Below are 18813 nucleotides of genomic sequence, written 5' to 3' on the forward strand. Positions count from 1 at the left end.
GATCACATGCACAAATGAAGACAGCGGCTATATATGAGGACGGTGGACATGGTCAGGACGGCTGCCCCCGATGGTGACCGCGCGCTGCGCATCATGCTCAACCACCGGATCCTGAGCAGGTTCACGGAGCGGTTGCGGGCGCGGATCGAGGGGCCGCACGAGTGGCTGGACGCCTCGGACTGGGACGCGGCGCGGATCTCCGACGCCATCGCCTCCGTCGATGTGTACGTGGGCTCACAGCTCGCCGAGGACCATGCGCGGCGCGCCCGGCGGCTGCGCCTCGTGCATGTCGTCGGCGCGGGCTACGACGGCATCCCCCTGGAGGCGCTGGGGCCGGATGTGATCGTGGCCAACACCCATCACCACGGCAAGTCCATCGCCGAACACGTCCTGATGTGCGTTCTGATGCTGTCCCGGCGTGTGCTCGCGGCCGATCGGGAGCTGCGTGCCGGGCGGTGGCGCAACGTGGCCGTCGATTCCACGCTGCCCTTCGGGGACACCCTGCGGGGCCGCCGGGTCGGAGTCATCGGCTTCGGCGAGACGGGGAGGGAGATCGGCCGGCTGTGCCAGGCGGTCGGCCTGGGGGTGCGGGCCGTGCGCCGCGATCCATCGGCCCCGCTGCCGGACGATCTGCGCCCCGACTGGGTGGGTGGCACGGAGCGGCTCCCGGATCTGCTAGCGGACTCCGACATCGTCGTGGTCACCGTTCCGCTGAGCCCCGCGACCCGCGGGCTGATCGGCCCGGCCGAACTGGCCGCGATGGGCCCGCACTCACTCCTCGTCAATGTCGCCCGTGGCCCGGTCGTACAGGAGGAGGCGCTGTACGAGGCGCTTTCGGCCGGCACCATCGCCGGTGCCGCCCTCGATGTGTGGTGGTCGGGTCCTCCGCTCGCGCCGAGCGGCCTGCCGTTCCACACCCTGCCCAATGTGGTGATGACACCGCACAATTCGGGTCACACCGAGGAGACCTTCGCCGCCCGGGCCGTGGACATCGCGGCCAATATCAACCGCCTGGCGGCGGGGAGCCCCCTCGGCAATGTGGTCAGGGGGCGATGATGAGGTGGCTGATCAGGCCCTGGTCCAGGGTGAAGCGATAGCGAAGGTCGACGGTGCCACCGGGGAAGTTCCCCTCCAGCCGCTGGGTGACGGTGCAGCGGTCCGGGCCGTCCTGCTCGGCCCCGAGGAATGCGGTGGTGTAGGTGTACTCGGAGACGGCGCGGTCCAGCCATCGCTCGATGGCCGGGATCCCCTCGTAGGTGTGGCCGCCGTCGACGACCGTCGCGTCCGGCGTCAGCGAGGCTGAGGCCGCCTTCACATCGTGCTCGTTGTGCGCCGTCAGATACCGCTTGACGACGTCGGGCAGATCGGTGGCGGCGAAGAGCGTGGTGTTGTCGGTCATGGGCACAGATTCGCCGAGATCCAGTCGTCGCTCGGCGTCGCGCCGAACCTGCTCAGTGCCCGGCTCAAACTGCTCGTGGAGGCCGGGGTGTTGCGTACGCGGACCTATCAGGAGCCGGGCAGCAGACATCGGCTGAGCTACCACTTGAGACCGGCCGGGGAGGAGCTGCGGATCGTGCTGGCCGCGCTTCAGCAGTGGGCCGACCGCCACCGCCCCCGCCCGTCGGGCCCCTCGGCCCTCCGCCGCGTGCGCTCCACCGGTGAGGCGGTGGGCGTCGGGTTCGTCGACGAGGAGGGCCGGGAGGTGCCGTACGCCGACGTGGACTTCATGGTCGATCCGGCGTCGGGGGGCTGATCCGGTTCCATCTGGATGCCACTTCAGTAGTCAGTGCCCGGAGAGAGGAAGCACGATGGACATCAAGCTGATGAGCCGGCCCACCCCGCTGGAGGCCGCGCCACGGCTGGCCCGTGCGATCGGGCTGGAGCCCGGTGATCTGTGGGTCAAGCGTGACGATCTGATCGGGCTGGGCGGCGGGGGCAACAAGGTCCGCAAGCTGGAGTGGACCGCCGGTGCCGCCCGCGCCGAAGGCGCCACCACGCTGGTGACCAGCGGAGCCGCGCAGAGCAACCACGCGCGTCTGACGGCCGCGGCCGGGGCACGGCTGGGCATGGACGTGGTCCTCGTCCTCGCCGGTGCGCCCAGTGAGGGGATGACCGGCAACATCGTGCTCGACGGCCTCTTCGGCGCCCGCGTCGTATGGGCGGGGGAGGTGAACGAGGCGGAACTCGCGGCCGCCGTGGAGGACGTGGCCGGGGAACTGCGCGAGCGGGGCGCCCGGCCCGCGGTGATCCCCTTCGGCGGATCCAGCGTGCTGGGCGCCCGGGGCTACGCCGAGGCGGGGGCGGAGCTCCTGGAGCAGGCCCCGGATCTGTCCACGGCGGTCGTGGCGGTCGGATCCGGCGGCACCATGGCCGGTCTTGTCCACGCCCTCGGCGCCGAGCGGGTGCTCGGGGTGCACTGCGGGGCCGTCGCCGATCCCGAACGCACCGTAGGACACCTGGTCGATGGACTGGCCGGACGGCCCGTGGCCACGTCCCTGCGGCTGCGCCTGGACCAGGTCGGCCCCGGCTACTCCGCGCTCACCGAACCGGTCATGGACGCCATCACCACGGCGGCCCGCACCGAGGGCATCGTCCTCGACCCCGTCTACACCGGGCGCGCCCTGGCCGGTCTCATCGCGGCCGTCCGCGATGGCCAGGTGCGGCCCGGACAGCGCACGGTCTTCCTGCACACCGGCGGTCTGCCCGGTCTGTTCGGGCACCCCGAGGCGCTGGAGCGGGCGCGTTCCGCCGTGGCCGACAGCGCCGTACGGCGGCCCCGCGGCTGAGCGCCGCCCCGGCCGCGGCCGGTCGGCCTCTGTGGTGCGGAGGTCACTCCGTTCCTTCCGTGGTGTCGGCGACCGTTCCCTCCGCGGTGTCGGCGACCGCGTCGGCGCAGGTGGCGAGGCGGCGGGCCAGGGTGTGCACATGGTCGCGCAGGGCGTCCGGATACTCGATCACGAACGGGAGGTCCAGCCAGGCGAGTACGGAGGGTACCCACTCCAGCCGCTCGGCCCGAAGCCGGACCCGCACCCATCTGCCGCCTTCCTCCTCCCGGGAGGCGGCTGATGGCCCGGCCGTCTTCGCCAACTCCCCACCCGCCTCCGCCCCGGCGTCCCGCGCCGGGGCGTCCGTGAGCTCCCGCACGGTGGCGAGTCCGGGCGGGAGCCGGTGGCGGACCTGCTCGACCGTGCCCTGGACCCGCAGCGACACCTCGTGCAGATAGGGCACTCCGGCGAGCCCGGACAGCACCCGCCCGGCCGGGTCGAACCCCTCGGGCACATCGAACGACCCCGGCAGCGCCGTCGCGGTCTCGATCCGGTCCAGCCGGAACGTGCGGACCTCGCCGCTGTCCGAGTCCGCCCCCGTCACGTACCAGCGCCCGGAGTGCGCGACGATCCCGTACGGATGCACGGTGCGTTCGCTGCGCCGCCCCTTCCAGGCGGTGTAGCCGATGGCGACGGGCCGGCGGTTCCGCGCGGCCTCCGCGAGCATCAGCAGCACGCTCGTCTCCGGGACGGCCATGGGGCGGGCCGGGGCGGTGAAGTCGGCGGTGGCCAGCAGCGCGTCCAGGCGGCGGCCGAGCGCCTCGGGCAGCACCCGGCGCACCTTGGCCGCGGCGCTCTCCGCCGCCGCGACGGACGTGGTCACCAGCCCGGCCCGGCGGCCCGCGACCAGGCCGAGCAGTACGGCCAGCGCCTCCTCGTCAGTGAGCATCAGCGGGGGCATCCGGAAGCCGGGGGCGAGCCGGTAGCCGCCGTAGCGGCCGCGCACCGACCGGACCGGGACGTCCAGGTCGATCAGGTGGCCGACGTAGCGCCGGACGGTGCGCTCGTCCACGCCGAGCCGGTCGGCCAGGTCGGCCACGGTGCGGGTGCCGCCGGCCTGGAGGATCTCCAGCAGGGCGAGCACTCGGGCGGTGGGTCGGTTCATGCCCGGAAGTATCCCGCGAATACCGGGCGGATGCTGTCCGGTATCCCTTCTAGCGTTCGGGCCATGGCGACTTACGTACTCCTTCCCGGGTTCTGGCTCGGGGCCTGGGCCTGGCGCCCGGTGGCGGACGATCTGCGCGGCCGCGGGCACGATGTCCACGCGCTCAGCCTGACCGGGACGGGCGAGCGGGCGCATCTGGCCCGGCCCGACACCGACCTGGAGACACACATCACCGATGTGCTCAACCTGATCCATTACGAGGACCTGCACGATGTGGTGCTGGTCGGGCACAGCTATGCCGGTGCGGTGGTGATCCCGAGCGTCGCGGACCGGATGCCGGAGCGGATCAATCGGCTGGTGTTCATCGACAGCGGACCGCTGCCGGACGGGATGTCCCACAGCGAGTTCGTCCCGCCGGAGGAGCGGACGCGCAACGCCGAGCTGGTCCGTACCGAGGGAGACGGCTGGCGGCTGCCGCCACCGCCGTGGCGGCAGCTGGCCTCCGATGTGGCCGGGCTGCCCGGCGACACGCTCGAACGGCTGGTGCGGCTGTCGGCGCCGCAGCCGTGGGCCACCGCCACCACCCCGGTCCGGCTGACCGAGGCGTGGGAGAAGCTGCCCCGGCTGCATGTGCTGTGCAGCTTCCCGGTGGAGGAGGTCCAAAAGCGGATCGCCACCGTTCCGGCCTTCCGTCATATGGCGACCGAGGGCTGGGCGTACCGGGAGCTGCTCGGCTGGCACTGGCCCATGTTCGACCGGCCCGCCGAACTGGCGGCGATCCTGCACGAGGCGGCCTGACGAGCACCCCGGCCGTCGGCCCCTGACCACACGGCCCGCCGCACGGCGGGCCGTGTGGTCTTTCCCGGCCCAAGAGTGATCGCTTCCAGATTCGCCTGCGTTCGACTCTAGACAGGACTGAACATGTATGGCTAACGTCCGGACATGCCTAAACAGGTCCTCAAGCATCAGCGCATCGCCCGTGTCCTGGCCCGCGAGATCCACAGCGGCGCCCTGGAGCCGGGCAGCAGGCTGCCCGGCGAACACGCGCTCACCCGGCGCTTCGCGGTCAGCAGGGCCACCGTTCGCCAGGCGCTGGACGAGCTCAGCAAACAGGGGCTGATCTCCACGCACGCGGGCGTCGGCTCGTTCGTCACCTTCGACGGCGGACTGCTGGACAACCGCCTGGGGTGGACCAGGGCGCTCGCCGACCAGGGCGCTCAGGTCACCACCGAGGTCCTCCGTCTCGAAGCGGTGCGCGATGCCCGGCTGGCCGGGGAACTCGGCATCGAGGGCGCCGAGTTCATGGCGCTGGACCGGTTGCGTGTGCTGCCGGAGGGCACTCCGGTCGCGCTGGAGCGCAGCAGGGTTCCGATGGTCGCGGCCCTCGCCGACATCCCGCTCGGCGGGCTCCTCGACGGTTCGCTGACCAAGACCCTCGCCGCGGCCGGCATCCGCGCCACGCACGGGGACGAGTGGGCGTCCGTGCGGCAACTGGCCGCCGACGAGGCGACCCTGCTCCGCCGCCAGGAGGGGGAGGTCTGGCTCAACACCCGCCGGGTCAGCCGCGGGGCGGATGGCCAGATCGTCGAGCAGGTGACCAGCCTGCTGGACCCCGCCCGCTTCCAGCTGCACCTCGGCTTCGGCGAACAGCCCCAATGAGGCGGCGCCGAACGGGCCCCGACGAGGCAGCCCCGAACAGCTCCGACGAGGCGGTCCCGAGCGGCTCCGACGAGGCAGCCCGCCCGCATGGCGCGGCCCCGAGCGGTGGTCCCCATGGGGCAACCCCGATGAGACCGCACGCGGCAGCGCCCGCCCATGCCCGACGTACCGCCTCCGCGCACTGACCTCCGCGCACTGACAGGAAGACCGAATGAACCACCAGCACGACCGCGCGCTCGGCGCTCTCTACGGCCTGGCGATGGGCGACGCCCTCGGTATGCCCACCCAGATCATGTCCCGGCGGTCCATCGTCGCCCGCTTCGGCACCGTCACCGGTTTCGAACCCGGCCCGGAGGACAACCCGGTGAGCGCCGGAATGCCCGCCGGTTCGGTCACCGACGACACCGACCAGGCCGTTATCGTCGGGCGGCTGCTGACCGGGTCCGGCGGGCGGATCGAGCCGCTGCGGCTCGCGCACGAGCTCCTGGAGTGGGAGCGCGCCATGAAGGCCAAGGGCTCCTTCGACCTGCTCGGCCCCTCCACCAAGGCCGCCCTGGAGGCCGTCTCCCGCGGCGTACCGCCGGAGGAGGCGGGCAAGTCCGGTGCCACCAACGGCGCGGCGATGCGGATCACCCCCGTCGGCGTCGCCTTCCCCGACACACCGCTGGAGCCCTTCCTCGACCGGGTCGCGGAGGCGTGCCAGGTCACCCATGACACCTCCATCGGCATCGCCTCCGCGGCCGCCGTGGCCGCCGCGGTGAGCCGTGGCATCGACGGCGGCGACCTGGAGGACGCCATCGGCGCGGCGATCACGGCGGCCAAGGCCGGTGCCGAGCGCGGCCACTGGGTCGCCGGCGCCGATATCGCCGCCCGTATCGGCTGGGCCGTGGAGCTGGTCCGCGGGCTGCCCGAGCGGCAGGCCCTGGACCGCGTCTGCGACCTGGTCGGCACCAGTGTCGCCAGCCAGGAGTCGGTTCCCGCCGCCTTCGCCGTGCTGGCCCTCGCCGAGGGCGAGCCATGGCGGGCCTGCCTGCTGGCGGCCAACCTCGGCGGTGACTGCGACACCATCGGCGCGATGGCCGGTGCCGTCGCCGGTGCCGTCAGCGGGGCCTCCGCCCTGCCCGACGAGGCCCTCGCCACCGTGCGCTCGGTCAACGGCCTCGACCTGGAACCCCTGGCCAAGTCCCTGCTCGCGCTCCGCGCCGGCAGCACGGCCCAGTGACCCCCACGCCCGACCCCACATCCGCACCGGAGCGCCCCCGGACAGAAAGACAGGTACCACCATGGCGGCTTCAGAGAACGAACGCGTCGGAACCGTGGAGACCCGAGGCATCGAGCCGGTCCCGGACGCCGAGCGCCACGGCCGGGCGAACCAGATGTTCTGGACCTGGTTCGCCGCGAACATCAGCATCCTCGGCCTGCCGCTCGGCGCGGCGCTGGTCAGCTTCCGCGGCCTGAACATCTGGCAGGCGGCCGTCGTGGCCATTCTCGGCTCCTTCGGCTCCTTCGCCCTGGTGGGCGCCCTCAGCATCGCCGGGAAGCGGGGCGGGGCGCCCGCACTCACCCTCTCCCGCGCGGTGTTCGGGGTCCGCGGCAACGCCGGTCCCACGCTGGTCACCTGGCTGAGCCGGCTCGGCTGGGAGACCATCAACACCACCACGGCCGCCTTCGCCCTGCTGGCACTGCTCGACGCCGCCTTCGGCATCCGGCGGAATACCGTCCTCACCGTGGTGTGTCTGCTGGTCTTCATCGGCTGCACCCTGCTGATCAGTGGCCTGGGCCATGCCACCATCATGTGGATCAACAGATGGGCCAGCTATCTCTTCGGCCTGCTCAACCTGGTCGTGATCGCCTTTCTCGCGACCACCGTGGACTGGGACAAGGTCTTCCACGCCCAGGTCGGGCCGGTGAGCTCGATGGTCGTGGGCGTCGGGATGATCGCCGCCGGTACCGGGATCGGCTGGGCCAACACCGGCGCCGACTACGCCCGTTATCTGCCCCGCCGGATTCCCGGCGGCAGGCTGGTGGCCGCTTCCGCCTTCGGCGCCGGTATCCCGCTGGTCGTGCTGATCTCGCTGGGCTCACTCCTCGCGGCGGGCGAGCCCAGCCTGGCCTCCGCCTCGGACCCCGTCTCGGCGATCAACACGATGCTGCCCTCGTGGATGTCCATCCCGTATCTGATCGCCGCGTTCGGCGGACTGCTGCTCTCCAACCACCTGTCGGTCTACTCGGCCGGACTCACCATGATCACCCTGGGCATCCGGGTCCGGCGCACCCTCGCGGTCGGCCTGGACGTGGTCGTCACCTTCGCGGGCGGGATCTACTTCATCCTCATCGCCAAGGACTTCTACGGCCCGTTCATCACCTTCCTCACCCTCCTCGCCGTCCCCATCAACGCCTGGGTGGGCGTCTTCGCGGTCGACCTGATACTCCGCCGGTCCTACGACGGCGCGGCCCTGATGGACGTCGGCCGGTCCAGCCGCTACTGGTTCCGGGGCGGGATCGCCTGGGCCGCGATGATCGCCTGGGCGGCGGCCATCGTGGTGGGCCTGCTGTTCACCGAGGCCAGCACCAGCGCGACCGATGTGTGGTTCTCCGGACCGCTCGCCCACAGCTGGATCGGCTCCAACGGGCTGGGCTGGGTGGTGACCCTGCTGCTCGCGGCCGCCGTCTACGCCGTGCTGCGCCGGTTCGACGGCACCGTCCGCGACGAGGCGTCCGGGCAGGCCCCCCAGCAGCAGGTGCTGCCCGCCCCGGCCGCACAGGAGCTCTCATGAGCGGCCACGACGGCGTCCAGGGCGCCTCGGGCGAGGCCATGGGCGGCCGGCTGGTCCTGCTCGGCAACGCCATCGTGGACCTGGTGATGCGGGTGCCCGCACTGCCCGAACGCGGCGGTGACATCCTCTCCGAGGACACCACCCTCACCACCGGTGGCGGATTCAACGTCCTCACCGCCGCCCGCCGCCTGGGCCTGCCGGCCGTGTACGCGGGCGCCCATGGCACCGGGCCGTTCGGCGACCGGGTGCGGGCGGACCTCGCCCGGGAGGGCGTCGAGGTGGTGCTGGCCCCGCTCGCGGAGGAGGACACCGGATTCTGCGTGGCCTTCGTCGACGGCGGTGGCGAGCGCACCTTCGCCACCAGCCTCGGCGCGGAGGCCCGGCTGACCGAGGCCCACGCGGCGGCCGTGCTCGCCGCGCTGCGCCCCGGCGACCTGGTGCAGATCTCCGGATACGGGCTCGCCTATCCGGTCAACGGCCCGGTGCTGGCCTCGCTCGTGGCGCGGCTGCCGGAGCACATCCGGGTCTTCCTCGACCCGGGACCCCTGGCCGACCAGATCCCGGAAGAGGTGCTGGCACCCGTGCTGGCGCGCTGCGACTGGGTCAGCTGCAACCAGCGTGAGGGGCGGCTGCTGACGTGCCGGGACGACGCCCGGGAGGCCGCGGCCGCGCTCGCCGCCCGGCTGGGCCCGCGCACCGGGGTGCTCCTGCGGGCCGACGCGGACGGCTGCTGGGTGGTCCCGCCCGGCGGTGAGGCCACACACGTCCCCGGCCGCCGGGTGACCGCGGTGGACAGCAACGGCGCGGGCGACGCCCATACGGGAGCGTTCCTGGCGCTCCTCGGCCGGGGGCTGGACCTGACCACCGCCGTACGGGGCGCCAACGCCGCGGCCGCCTTCGCGGTCACCCGGCACGGCCCCGCCACCGGGCCGACCCTTGATGAGCTGCTGGAGTTCCTGGCCGGTGAGCCGCTCGCGGCCCGGCTGACCTCGGCGCTCGGGCGGTAGCCCGCCCTCGGCCGGGCCCGTCACGAGGCGGGCGCCAGGTGAGTGCGAACCCCTGACGCGAAGGCGCTTCACCCGTCGGTTCCGGACGAGTCCTTCGTGTCGGGGGTGTCCTCATGTCCGCCGAGGACACGGTCGCGCGCCGCGGTCAGGATGCGGTCCGACAGATCGTCGCCCGCGCAGGCCCGTGACAGGACCAGCGCCCCGAGCATGGTGGACAGCTCGACGAGAACGGACTCCTCGTCGGCCGCGGTGCCGCCGGACCTCCTCGCGTTGCGCTGCATCCCGCCGATCAGGTTGCGCATACCCTCGGCGAACGCCTCTTTCAGCGGGTCACCGGGCTCCGCGCGTGCGGCGTCCACCGCCAGTGCCGCCGCGGCGCACCCCAGCCCGGGGTTGTCGCGGTGCCGGGCGGAGAGATAGCCGGTGAGGAAAGCGGTCCGGGTGCCCCCGGTGTCCTCGCCCTCGGGGGGTTCCTCCATGGCCGCGAGGCGTTCGGCGAACGCGGCCGAGCACGCCTGGGCGATCAGATCGTCCTTCGAGGCGAAGTGGCGGTAGAACCCGCCGTGGGTCAGACCCGCCGCCGCCATCGCCTGCGGAACGCTCACCTTGTCGGTGCCGTGGGTGCGTACCAGCTTCGAGGTGGCCGTGATCACCTGCTCGCGATGGCGCTCGGCCTCGGCTCGGGATGCTCGGGGCATGGTCGGTACTTCCTTCTGCTTGTGATGCCGGACTCGGGTACCGGCTGCCGGTACCGCGTCGATGATATTTGCGGCTCCTTTTAGATGATGCTAATAATCTATTTTAGACGCGCCGCTGGGTCCTGGCCTCATGGGCCGCCCCTGCCGGTTCGAGCGCGCGATTCGACAAGGAGGTCCGACATGGTGGCGATCGATGGTTCCGTGGTGCTGGTGACCGGAGGCCAACGTGGCATCGGCAAGGCATTCGTGGACGCACTGCTGCGGCGCGGAGCGGCGAAGGTCTATGCGACCGCCCGCAAGCCCGGCCCCGGTGAGGACCCGCGGGTCGAGGCCGTTTCCCTCGATGTGAACGACGCGGACGCGGTGGCAGCGCTCGCCGCCCGGGCCACGGATGTGAACATCGTCATCAACAACGCGGGCGTGGTGTTGCCCGCGCCGCTGCTGAAGGCGGACATGGCCGATGTGGTGGCGACGTTCGAGACGAATGTCTTCGGGCCCCTTCGGGTGGCACGCGACTTCGCCCCGGTCCTGTCGGCGAATGGCGGCGGCACGCTGGTCGATATGCACTCCGTGCTGTCCTGGGGCGCCGGCGCGGCTGCCTACGGCGCCTCCAAGGCCGCCCTGTGGTCGATCACCAACTCTCTCCGGATCGAGCTGGCGGGGCAGGGGACCCAGGTGGTCGGCGTGCACCTCGGCTTCGCCGACACCGATATGACCACCGAAATCCGGGCCCAGAAGATCGCTCCCAGGGAGGTCGCCGAGGCGGTCCTGGACGGTGTCGAGAACGGCGCCAGCGAGGTGCTCGTGGACGATGTGACCAGGCAGATGAAGGCGGCGCTCGCCGGGCCGGTGGAGGGTCTCACGGTTTCCATCGGGCGCTGACCGGCCGCGGCGGACAGCCGCTCGTCACCCCAGCTCATCGCCGCAGCTCGTCACCACCGTTCGACTTCGTCGGTCTTCAAAGGTCTTCAAAGGAGAAGAGAGCAATGCCCCTCTGGCACGTCTACCATCCGGTCGACGCCTACTCCGCGGAGCAGAAGCGCCAATTCGCCGCGGACGTCACGGAGTTCTACACCCGGGCCGGACTGCCGAAGTTCTACGTCGTCACCCTCTTCCACGACATCCCCGAGTCCTCGTTCCTGGTCGGCGGGGAGCCGTCGGACAACACCGTCCGGGTCGTGATCGAGCACATCGCCCGCCACCTGACGGACCCCGACAGGAGGAGGAAGAGCGCCGAGGCGCTCAACCGCCTGCTGGCCCCCCACACCCTGGACCGCGGGCTGCACTGCGAGTTCCACATCGATGAGACACCCCGGGACCAGTGGATGATCGACGGGATGTGGCCTCCTCCCGCGGGCAGTGAGGCGGAGCGGCTCTGGGTGAGCGAGAACCGTCCAGTGGCGTACTGACCGGCGGCCACCGGCCGGGACCGCGCACGGCAGTGCGGGGCTGCCGACGGCGACCGGCGGCCGCGCCGCCGCGAAACCCGTGGCCGGGCGGGGCACGGGTCTGATTGGATCGTGGCATGGCCCAGGAAGACACGCGAAAGATCGGGATCCTGCTGTTCCCGGATGTGGAGGAGCTCGATGCCATCGGTCCATGGGAGGTGCTGTCGTACTGGACGCGCACCTTCCCCGAGGACGGCTGGCAGGTGTTCTGCTTCTCCGCCGACGGCAAGCCCGTGGCCTGTGCGAAGGGGCTCACCGTCGAGGCGCATCACGCGATGGCCGACCTGCCGGGGCTGGATGTGCTGCTGCACCCCGGCGGCCGGGGGACCCGTCCTCAGCTCGAGGACGACCAGCACCTGGAGTGGGTCCGCTCCCAGCGGCGATCGGTTCCCCTGATGACGAGCGTGTGCACGGGTTCGCTGGTCTACGCGGCGGCCGGACTGCTGGCCGGGCGGCCCGCGACCACGCACTGGGCGTCGCTGGACCGGCTCGCGGAGCTCGACCCGTCGATCGATGTGCGGCCCGATGAGCGGTTCGTGGACGACGGCGACATGATCACCTCCGCGGGGATCTCGGCCGGTATCGACATGGCCCTGCACCTGGTGGCCAGGCTGGTGTCGCCGGAGCGCGCACGTCAGGTGCGGCGTGGCATCCAGTACGACCCGCAGCCGCCGGTGTGACCTCGCCACATCGGCGGTGAGCGGATCGGGCTCGCCCAGGGCGGGGGCCGGGGTCAGCCGGGGCTCGAGCGGCCGTGCCGCCAGTACCCGAAGAACGCGATGTCCGGCTTCGGTACGCCGCGGTCGCGCACCAGGTGGCGGCGTACCCCGGTGGCCAGCCCGGCTTCCCCGGCGACCCAGGTGTAGAACCGGCCAGGGCGCAGCGCCGACTCCTTGATCGCGTCGAGGGCCAGGCTCCCGGGCAGGGTGTCCGCGCCGTCCCTGGCCAGCCACCGCACCCGGACACCGTCCGGAGCGGTGATGTCCGTGCGTATGTCGTCGGCCCCGGGCACCTCCAGGAAGACCTCCGCCACCAGTGACGCGGGGGCGTGTTCGAGGATGGCGAGGATCGCCGGTACGGCGCTCTCGTCCCCGGCGAGCAGCTGCCATTCGGCATGGGCCGGCGGCAGGTAGGTCAGGCCCATGTCGAAGATGCCCGCCGGGTCTCCGGGCCGGGCGCGCCGGGCCCAGGTGGAGGCCGGGGTGTCGCCGTGCAGGGCGAACTCGATGTCCACTTCGCCGAGTTCGGGCCGGGCGCGCCGGATGGTGAAGTTGCGCACCCAGGGTCTGCGGGACTTCGGCAGGAGGAGCAACTCCGCCATCCACGCCTCGCTGGAGAGCCTCGGCATCCTCAGCCCCTCCTGCCCTTCGCGGGGGAAGAACAGCCGTACGGTCTGGTCGAAGCCCATGGGCTTCAGATGCTCCAGCTCGGGACCGCCGAGCGTGATGACCGAGAAGGCGGGGGTCGGTTTGGTGGTCCCGCGCACCTCCAGTGTGATCATCCGCCGTGACTCGGGTGTGCGCATCTTGGGCAACATCTCTGGTCTGGCCTTCCGTTCGGGTCCGACGGCCGTCGGGTCACAGGTCCACGACGAGCCGTGGGGACAGGGCGCGGGACACACAGGCGTAGACGCGGCCCGCGAGGGCGCCGATCTCGTCCCGGTGCTCGGGCTCCCCGTCGAGCACGGTCAGTTCGCAGCTGCCGCAGACACCTTCGCGGCAGCCCGACGGCACGGCGTATCCGGCGTGGGTCAGGACGTCCAGCAGCGACTCGTCCGCGGGCACCTGAACGGTCCGCCCCGACCGGGCACACACCGCCTCGAACTCCGTGTTGGGGGCGAATGACCTGGGCGCCGGGCGGAACCGCTCCGCGTACAGCCGCCCGGCGGGGAACGCGGCCTCCGCCGCGGTGAGCATCGGTCCGGGACCGCAGGCGTAGACCACGGCACCCGGGTTCAGCGCGGAGCCCAGTGCGGCGAGGTCCGGCCTGCCCTGCTGCCGCGTGGCGACGATCCGCACCCGCTCGCCGTAGGCGGACCGCAGTCCGTCCGCGAAGGGCATGGACGCGACCGACTGCCCCACGTACACGAGCGACACCGGGACGTCCGACGCGGCCGCCGCCCGCAGCATCGGCAGGATCGGGGTGATGCCGATCCCACCGGCCAGGAAGAGGTACTCCGGCGCGGGCAGGAGCGGGAAGTGGTTCCGCGGCAGCGATACGTCGAGGGCGCGGCCCCGGCGCAGGAAACGGTGGATGTACTCCGAACCGCCCCGGCTGAGGCGGTCGTACCGCACCGCGACGCGATAGGACTCCCGGTCCGCCGGGTCTCCGCACAGCGAGTACTGCCGGGTCAGCCAGTTCGGCAGCGTCAGATCGACATGGGCGCCCGGCTCCCAGGGCGCCAGTGGGCCGGTGGCGCCTCGCAGGACGAGGGAGACGACGTCGTCGGCGACCGGCTCGATCTGGTCGACGATGGTCTGTTGCATCGGATTCACCTTGTGGCGTGGTCAGGGTCAGGGTCAGTAGAGTTTCCGGTAGCTCTCTTCGAGAGCCTGTGTGATCGCCATCGGATCGAAGTCCATCCCGAATTGGGCGGCGGCGATCTCGCCGACCGACGGGATCTCGTCGGCCAGCGCCTGGCTCGCCGGATCCCACAGCCGGGAGCGGATCAGCGCGCGGCCACAGTGGAAGTACGCCTCCGCCACCTCCACGACGATCGCCAGCACCGGCTCCTTGGCCTCGATCTGCGTCCGGGCGAGTACCCCGGGGTCGTCGGTGGGATAGGCGTGGCCGTTGACCCGCAGGGTCTCCCGCAGTCCGGGGATGAGGAAGAGCAGCCCGATCCCGTCGTTCTCGGCGAGGTTGCGGAAGGAATCGGCGATCTTGTTGCCGGGGCGGTCGGGGATCGCGAGTGTGCGGTCGTCGAGGACCTTCACAAACCCCGGGTAGTCGCCACGGGGCGAGCAGTCGGCGCGCCCCTCCGCGTCCGCCGTGGCCATGGTCAGGAAGGGGGAGTGGGCGATGAAGAGGCGGAAGTGTTCGTCGATACGGTCCTGGATCTTGGCCTTGACCATGGCTTCCGGCTCCCCGAGCCGGGCGCGCACCTCGGCCGGCGACAACCGACGGGGGCGTGTGCTGGTCTGCGTCACGAAGACTCCTTCCGGGAGGGGCGGGGCGGCGGGCGCGGGGCCCGTGCCGGTCGCCTCCCGCCTTCCTGCCGACGACGGTGGCTCACCGCTCCGCCGCAGTTCATGGCACTATTGTGAGCAATTACTCAGGTCCCGCGCCACTCGCATTCGAGGCGCCGTGCAGGAGGGGTCATGACGTCAGGCCGTCGCGGACTTCAGCCACGTAAACAGCCACGGCAGGCTCGGGCCGAGCTCACCAGGCAGCGCATCCTCACCGCCGCTGCTCACGTTTTCGCCGAGTACGGCTATGCCGCCGGGACCACCAATCGCATCGCCGAGCGCGCCCGGATCTCGATCGGATCGCTGTACCAGTACTATCCGAACAAGGATGCGATCCTGGCCGAGCTGCTGATCCGTCATCTCGATGCCGGAGGGGATGCCATCAAGAGCCGCCAGGACGAAGAGCAGCCCGACTCCCTCGAAGAGATCATGCGCGGTTTCGCGCGCACCGTGATCGCGAACCATCTGGACGACCCTCAGTTGCTCCGCGTCATGATGGAACGGGGGCCACGGACACCCGAGTTGCTCGAGAAGATCGCCCGGCATGAGCGAGACCGGATCGCCTACACCCGGGAGTTGCTCGAGCGCCATCCCGAGGTCCGGGTCGAGGACACCTATGTCGCCGCCCGGCTGGTGGTGTCCACGGTCGAGCTCGTCGTCCACCAGCTCATCGCGGCGCCCAACTCCGTGGACACCGCCCGGCTGGAGAACGAACTCGTCGCGATGCTCACCCGCTACCTCACGGCCGCACCGGCCGCGGCCACGGAAGGACCCGCGCGAGAGGGCGCCTGATCCGGGGCCATCGCGACGACGGACGGGCACTTGGTGGGGTCCAGGTGCCCGTCCGCCGTCCCGGTGGCGCGGTCGTGCCGCGGGTGTCAGTCGACCGTGATGGTGGGTTTGCGCAGGTCCATCCATGTCGCCAGGTCGAGGGCGCGTTCGATGGTGGCGCGCTGCTGATTGGTGATGGCCTCCGCCGGTGCGGCGAGCGCCTCCTTCAGCGTCTCGGTACGGCACAGCTCCATGGCCTGGTGTCCCGAGGCGATGAGGTCGCCCGCCTGCTGTTTGATGGCGGAGAGATAGGCGGGGTCGAAGCTGCCGGGGTAACCGCTCTTCTTGCGGTTGGCCACGGACTCGGGCAGCACATCGCGGGTGGCCTCGCGCAGGATGCTCTTCTCCCGCCCGTCGAATGTCTTCAGCGACCAGGGGGTGTTGAAGACATAGGAGACGAGGCGGTGGTCGCAGAACGGCACCCTGACCTCCAGGCCGACGGCCATGCTCATCCGGTCCTTGCGGTCGAGCAGTGTGTTGACCATGCGGGTCAGATGCAGATAGCACACCTGCCGCATGCGCTTCTCCAGGCCGGTCTCACCGTCCTTGAGAGGCGCTTCGTCCAGGGCGGAGAGGTAGTGGTCATGGAGGTAGGTGTCCAGGTCCAGCTTCTCGGTGAGCTCCGGGGAGAGCAGGCTCTTGGTGTCGCCGAGCGTCAGTCCTCCGGCGAGCCACGGGAAGGTGTCGGCCTCGCGCCGCTCGTCGTGGAACCACGGGTAGCCACCGAAGACCTCATCGGCCGATTCGCCCGACAGGGCCACGGTCGACTGTTCGCGAACGGCCTTGAACAGCAGGTACAGCGAGTTGTCCCGGTCGCCGAGCCCGATGGGCAGATCCCTTGCCGCGATGGCCGCCCGCCGGACGGCCGGGTCGGACAGGGCGGAGCCGTCGAGCATGATGTCCCGGTGGTCGGATTTCACATGCTCGGCCACGGCGTGCACATACGGTGTGTCGACGCTGGGCACCACGTCGATCGCGCGGAAGTTCTCCGCCTGTCCGGGGAAGTCCACGGCGAAGCTGCGGACGGTCTCGCCGTGCTCGCCGAGCTTGCGGGCGGCCAGCGAGGTCATCGCCGAGGAGTCGAGTCCCCCGGAGAGCAAGGTGCAGCGGGGCACATCGGCGACGAGCTGCCGGGCGATGATGTCCTCCAGGAGCTCCCGCACATGGGCGACGGTCGCCTCCTGGTCATCGGTGTGCTCGGAGACCTCCAGACGCCAGTACGCCTGCTCACGAAGCCCGTTGCGGTCCGCGACGGCGATATGGCCGGGGCGCAGCTCCTTCATGCCCTTCCAGATCGCATGGCCCGGTGTCTTGGCGAAGGCGAAGATCTCCCGCAGCCCGTCCAGACCGACCTCGGGGGCGGCGAGCGGGTTGGCGAGGATGGCCTTGGGCTCGGATCCGAAGAGGACGCCGTCGTCGGTCTCGTAGTAGTAGAACGGCTTGATGCCCATCCGGTCCCGGATCATCACCAGCTTCTCGGTGCGGGAGTCCCAGATGGCGAAGGCGTACATGCCGTTCAGCTTCTCGGTGAGGGATTCGCCCCACTCCACGTAGCCCCGCAGCACGACCTCGGTATCGGAGTCGGTGGTGAAGCCATGGCCCCTGCGGCGCAGTTCGTCGCGCAGCTCGGTGAAGTTGTACGCCTCACCGGAGTAGACCATGCTGACCGGCCCGTCGGCGGTGTCGACGGTCATGGGCTGCGCCCCGCCGGGCAGGTCGATGACGGCCAGCCTGCGGTGGCCGAGCGCCGCCCGGTCGGTCACCCACGCCCCTGCCGCGTCGGGGCCTCGGCAGGCCATCGTCTCCGTCATGGTGTCGAGGATCTGGCGGTGCGAGGTCAGATCGCGGCGGTAGGAGACCCATCCGGTGATGCCGCACACAGTGATCATCCCTTTCACTCAGCGGGAGATAGTTGCCTGTGAAAACCATCTACCTCTCCGGAGGGGGATCGCTACCGTCCGCTCACCCCCGGGTGAGTGGTATTTCTCACTGGTAAATTCCTGTTAATGGTAAGTTTCGCCATGGCCGTTGGCCGAAAAGCAGCGCCCACTAAGTTCCCATTTTACGGTCGATATCCGCGTCGCAATTCACAAATGAAAAACGCCGGTCGTATACGAAATGGCGGAGCCGATGCGTTCCCTTGCGCCTTACCGGATTACGGCTTCGCGGCGGCCTCAGCTCGCCGCGGCGGGGCGCACTACCCGCACGGCGGCCGGGTCCCCGGGCCCTTGGATCAGCTGCCGGAAGGCGTCGGCCATGGCGTCGGGCCCGGTCCGGGTCGTCACCCGGAACCAGTCGGCGGCCCGTTCGGTGAAACGCTCCTCGGCGGCTTGGTATTCGCGGCGGCGGGCCTCGGCTCCGCCTGCCCCCACGGCCCGCCGGGCTTCCTCCTCGGCGCTCGGGGCGAAGAAGCGCTCCGGTGCGGGGCCCGGCAGCCCCGCGGGATCCAGTGGCCGGGAGGCGTGGGTGCCGCCGACCAGGATGGAGCGGATGAGCCGCCCGGCCAGCCGGTGGTGCACGGCCGACACCACGTCCTGATTGCGGGTGAGGTCGGCGAACACCGCGGGCCCGGCCGGATCGAGCTCCGCCACGGCGGTGTAGGGGCGCACCTCGTCGTAGCACCCCGTGGCGTCCACGAAGGCCCGGTTGGCCGGTGAGGTGAGGCCGTACGTGACCACATCGGACTCGGCGCCGAGCCGCTCCGCGAGCCCCAGCGCGGTCTTGCTCGAGGCGCTGGAGACCACCACGGAGAGCGGCCGCCGATCGGTGGCCGCCGTCACGGACCCGGCGAGCAGCAGCGATGAGCGATACGCCGGCCGCAGGGCCGTGCGCAGATCGTCGGACGGCTCGTACGGCCCCACCCTCCGATAGTCGCTGTAGAAGTCGTGCAGCCGGCGCCGGTGCGGCGCCGTGTCGGTGAAGCCCGTGGCGCTGGGGGCGGGGTGCACGGTCAGATGGGTCGAGAGCGGGAAGTACCCGTAGAACCGCTCGCCCACGCTCACCTCGGGATGCGCCGTCTCCTCGACCACCCCGAAGCCCCAGGCCGGGATCCGTCCGAAGCCCTCGGGGGCGGGGAACGCGGTCCAGTATCCGGCGCGCTCGCCCAGATGGGCGTAGGTGACGTTGTTGGCGGTCAGCGCTATGCGCTCGACCGCGAGCCGCGCGGTACCCGGCTCCAGCGGCGCCGGATCGGCGGGTACGCATTCGAACGCGGTCAGATTGTCCCGCCGGACGAGCAGATCCCACGCTGTTGAGGAAGCCATGGCGGTCCAGCC

The 18813-nt window shown here is 71.1% G+C and carries 20 protein-coding genes; 12 read left to right on the forward strand and 8 right to left on the reverse strand.

Annotated features, from left to right (window positions below; translation table 11 throughout):
• The first annotated feature begins 48 nt into the window (after positions 1 to 48).
• Positions 49 to 1056, forward strand: a complete 1008-nt coding sequence (locus NQU54_RS08015; protein WP_257630446.1) for a 2-hydroxyacid dehydrogenase — start codon at positions 49 to 51, stop codon at positions 1054 to 1056.
• On the opposite strand, the gene NQU54_RS08020 is transcribed toward NQU54_RS08015, so the two are convergent.
• On the reverse strand, positions 1043 to 1399 hold the full coding sequence (locus NQU54_RS08020) for a nuclear transport factor 2 family protein (protein WP_257630447.1): 357 nt from the start codon (positions 1397 to 1399) through the stop codon (positions 1043 to 1045). The two genes, NQU54_RS08015 and NQU54_RS08020, sit on opposite strands and share 14 nt — an antisense overlap.
• On the opposite strand from NQU54_RS08020, the gene NQU54_RS08025 reads away from it, so the two are divergent.
• Together NQU54_RS08025 and NQU54_RS08030 are read left to right on the forward strand one after the other, a co-directional pair.
• Positions 1328 to 1753, forward strand: a complete 426-nt coding sequence (locus tag NQU54_RS08025) for a winged helix-turn-helix transcriptional regulator (RefSeq protein ID WP_257630448.1) — start codon at positions 1328 to 1330, stop codon at positions 1751 to 1753. The two genes, NQU54_RS08020 and NQU54_RS08025, sit on opposite strands and share 72 nt — an antisense overlap.
• A gap of 55 nt (positions 1754 to 1808) precedes the next feature.
• A complete protein-coding gene (locus NQU54_RS08030) occupies positions 1809 to 2786 on the forward strand; it encodes a D-cysteine desulfhydrase family protein (protein ID WP_257630449.1) in 978 nt (325 codons plus the stop codon).
• Positions 2787 to 2829: 43 nt separating this feature from the next.
• On the opposite strand, the gene NQU54_RS08035 is transcribed toward NQU54_RS08030, so the two are convergent.
• On the reverse strand, positions 2830 to 3930 hold the full coding sequence (locus NQU54_RS08035; protein WP_257630450.1) for a helix-turn-helix transcriptional regulator: 1101 nt from the start codon (positions 3928 to 3930) through the stop codon (positions 2830 to 2832).
• A gap of 63 nt (positions 3931 to 3993) precedes the next feature.
• Between NQU54_RS08035 and NQU54_RS08040 the strand changes: the two genes are divergently transcribed.
• The 5 genes from NQU54_RS08040 (at position 3994) to NQU54_RS08060 (ending at position 9373) form a co-directional block, all read left to right on the forward strand.
• The gene (locus NQU54_RS08040; RefSeq protein WP_257630451.1) at positions 3994 to 4728 is read left to right on the forward strand and encodes an alpha/beta fold hydrolase; all 735 of its coding nucleotides are present in this window, start codon (positions 3994 to 3996) and stop codon (positions 4726 to 4728) included.
• Positions 4729 to 4872: 144 nt separating this feature from the next.
• Entirely contained in the window at positions 4873 to 5589 is a 717-nt protein-coding gene (locus NQU54_RS08045; RefSeq protein WP_069874924.1) for a GntR family transcriptional regulator, read from the forward strand.
• A 211-nt stretch (positions 5590 to 5800) separates the two neighbouring features.
• Positions 5801 to 6811, forward strand: a complete 1011-nt coding sequence (locus NQU54_RS08050) for an ADP-ribosylglycohydrolase family protein (RefSeq protein WP_257630452.1) — start codon at positions 5801 to 5803, stop codon at positions 6809 to 6811.
• Between the two features lie 61 nt (positions 6812 to 6872).
• Complete coding sequence (locus NQU54_RS08055) at positions 6873 to 8366, forward strand: purine-cytosine permease family protein (protein ID WP_257630453.1); 1494 nt, start codon at positions 6873 to 6875, stop codon at positions 8364 to 8366.
• Positions 8363 to 9373, forward strand: coding sequence for a PfkB family carbohydrate kinase (locus NQU54_RS08060; RefSeq protein ID WP_257630454.1), 1011 nt, complete (start codon positions 8363 to 8365; stop codon positions 9371 to 9373). Before NQU54_RS08055 ends, NQU54_RS08060 begins: the two co-directional genes overlap by 4 nt.
• 68 nt (positions 9374 to 9441) lie before the next feature.
• Here the strand turns inward: NQU54_RS08060 and NQU54_RS08065 are convergent, their stop codons facing one another.
• Entirely contained in the window at positions 9442 to 10071 is a 630-nt protein-coding gene (locus NQU54_RS08065; protein WP_257630455.1) for a TetR/AcrR family transcriptional regulator, read from the reverse strand.
• Between the two features lie 180 nt (positions 10072 to 10251).
• Between NQU54_RS08065 and NQU54_RS08070 the strand changes: the two genes are divergently transcribed.
• The 3 genes from NQU54_RS08070 to NQU54_RS08080 all read left to right on the forward strand — a co-directional run bounded on the left by NQU54_RS08070 (position 10252) and on the right by NQU54_RS08080 (position 12199).
• On the forward strand, positions 10252 to 10953 hold the full coding sequence (locus NQU54_RS08070) for an SDR family oxidoreductase (protein ID WP_257630456.1): 702 nt from the start codon (positions 10252 to 10254) through the stop codon (positions 10951 to 10953).
• A gap of 104 nt (positions 10954 to 11057) precedes the next feature.
• Positions 11058 to 11480, forward strand: coding sequence for a tautomerase family protein (locus NQU54_RS08075; protein WP_099016090.1), 423 nt, complete (start codon positions 11058 to 11060; stop codon positions 11478 to 11480).
• Positions 11481 to 11596: 116 nt separating this feature from the next.
• Complete coding sequence (locus NQU54_RS08080; protein ID WP_257630457.1) at positions 11597 to 12199, forward strand: DJ-1/PfpI family protein; 603 nt, start codon at positions 11597 to 11599, stop codon at positions 12197 to 12199.
• 53 nt (positions 12200 to 12252) lie between these two features.
• On the opposite strand, the gene NQU54_RS08085 is transcribed toward NQU54_RS08080, so the two are convergent.
• Genes NQU54_RS08085 through NQU54_RS08095 form a run of 3 tightly spaced genes read right to left on the reverse strand, consistent with a single transcriptional unit; the run spans position 12253 to position 14668 of the window.
• Entirely contained in the window at positions 12253 to 13044 is a 792-nt protein-coding gene (locus tag NQU54_RS08085; protein ID WP_257630458.1) for a siderophore-interacting protein, read from the reverse strand.
• A 52-nt stretch (positions 13045 to 13096) separates the two neighbouring features.
• On the reverse strand, positions 13097 to 14005 hold the full coding sequence (locus NQU54_RS08090; RefSeq protein WP_257630459.1) for a PDR/VanB family oxidoreductase: 909 nt from the start codon (positions 14003 to 14005) through the stop codon (positions 13097 to 13099).
• A gap of 33 nt (positions 14006 to 14038) precedes the next feature.
• The gene (locus NQU54_RS08095; RefSeq protein WP_257630460.1) at positions 14039 to 14668 is read right to left on the reverse strand and encodes an MSMEG_1061 family FMN-dependent PPOX-type flavoprotein; all 630 of its coding nucleotides are present in this window, start codon (positions 14666 to 14668) and stop codon (positions 14039 to 14041) included.
• Positions 14669 to 14839: 171 nt separating this feature from the next.
• On the opposite strand from NQU54_RS08095, the gene NQU54_RS08100 reads away from it, so the two are divergent.
• A complete protein-coding gene (locus NQU54_RS08100) occupies positions 14840 to 15499 on the forward strand; it encodes a TetR/AcrR family transcriptional regulator (protein WP_257630461.1) in 660 nt (219 codons plus the stop codon).
• An 86-nt stretch (positions 15500 to 15585) separates the two neighbouring features.
• Here NQU54_RS08100 and asnB read toward each other — a convergent pair whose 3' ends face one another.
• Positions 15586 to 17418, reverse strand: a complete 1833-nt coding sequence (gene asnB, locus NQU54_RS08105) for an asparagine synthase (glutamine-hydrolyzing) (protein WP_257630486.1) — start codon at positions 17416 to 17418, stop codon at positions 15586 to 15588.
• A 294-nt stretch (positions 17419 to 17712) separates the two neighbouring features.
• On the reverse strand, positions 17713 to 18801 hold the full coding sequence (locus NQU54_RS08110) for a DUF2855 family protein (RefSeq protein ID WP_257630462.1): 1089 nt from the start codon (positions 18799 to 18801) through the stop codon (positions 17713 to 17715).
• Between the last annotated feature and the right edge of the window lie 12 nt (positions 18802 to 18813).

Origin of the sequence: Streptomyces malaysiensis subsp. samsunensis (genome assembly GCF_024519315.1) — a bacterium.
Taxonomy (GTDB): Bacteria; Actinomycetota; Actinomycetes; order Streptomycetales; family Streptomycetaceae; genus Streptomyces; species Streptomyces malaysiensis.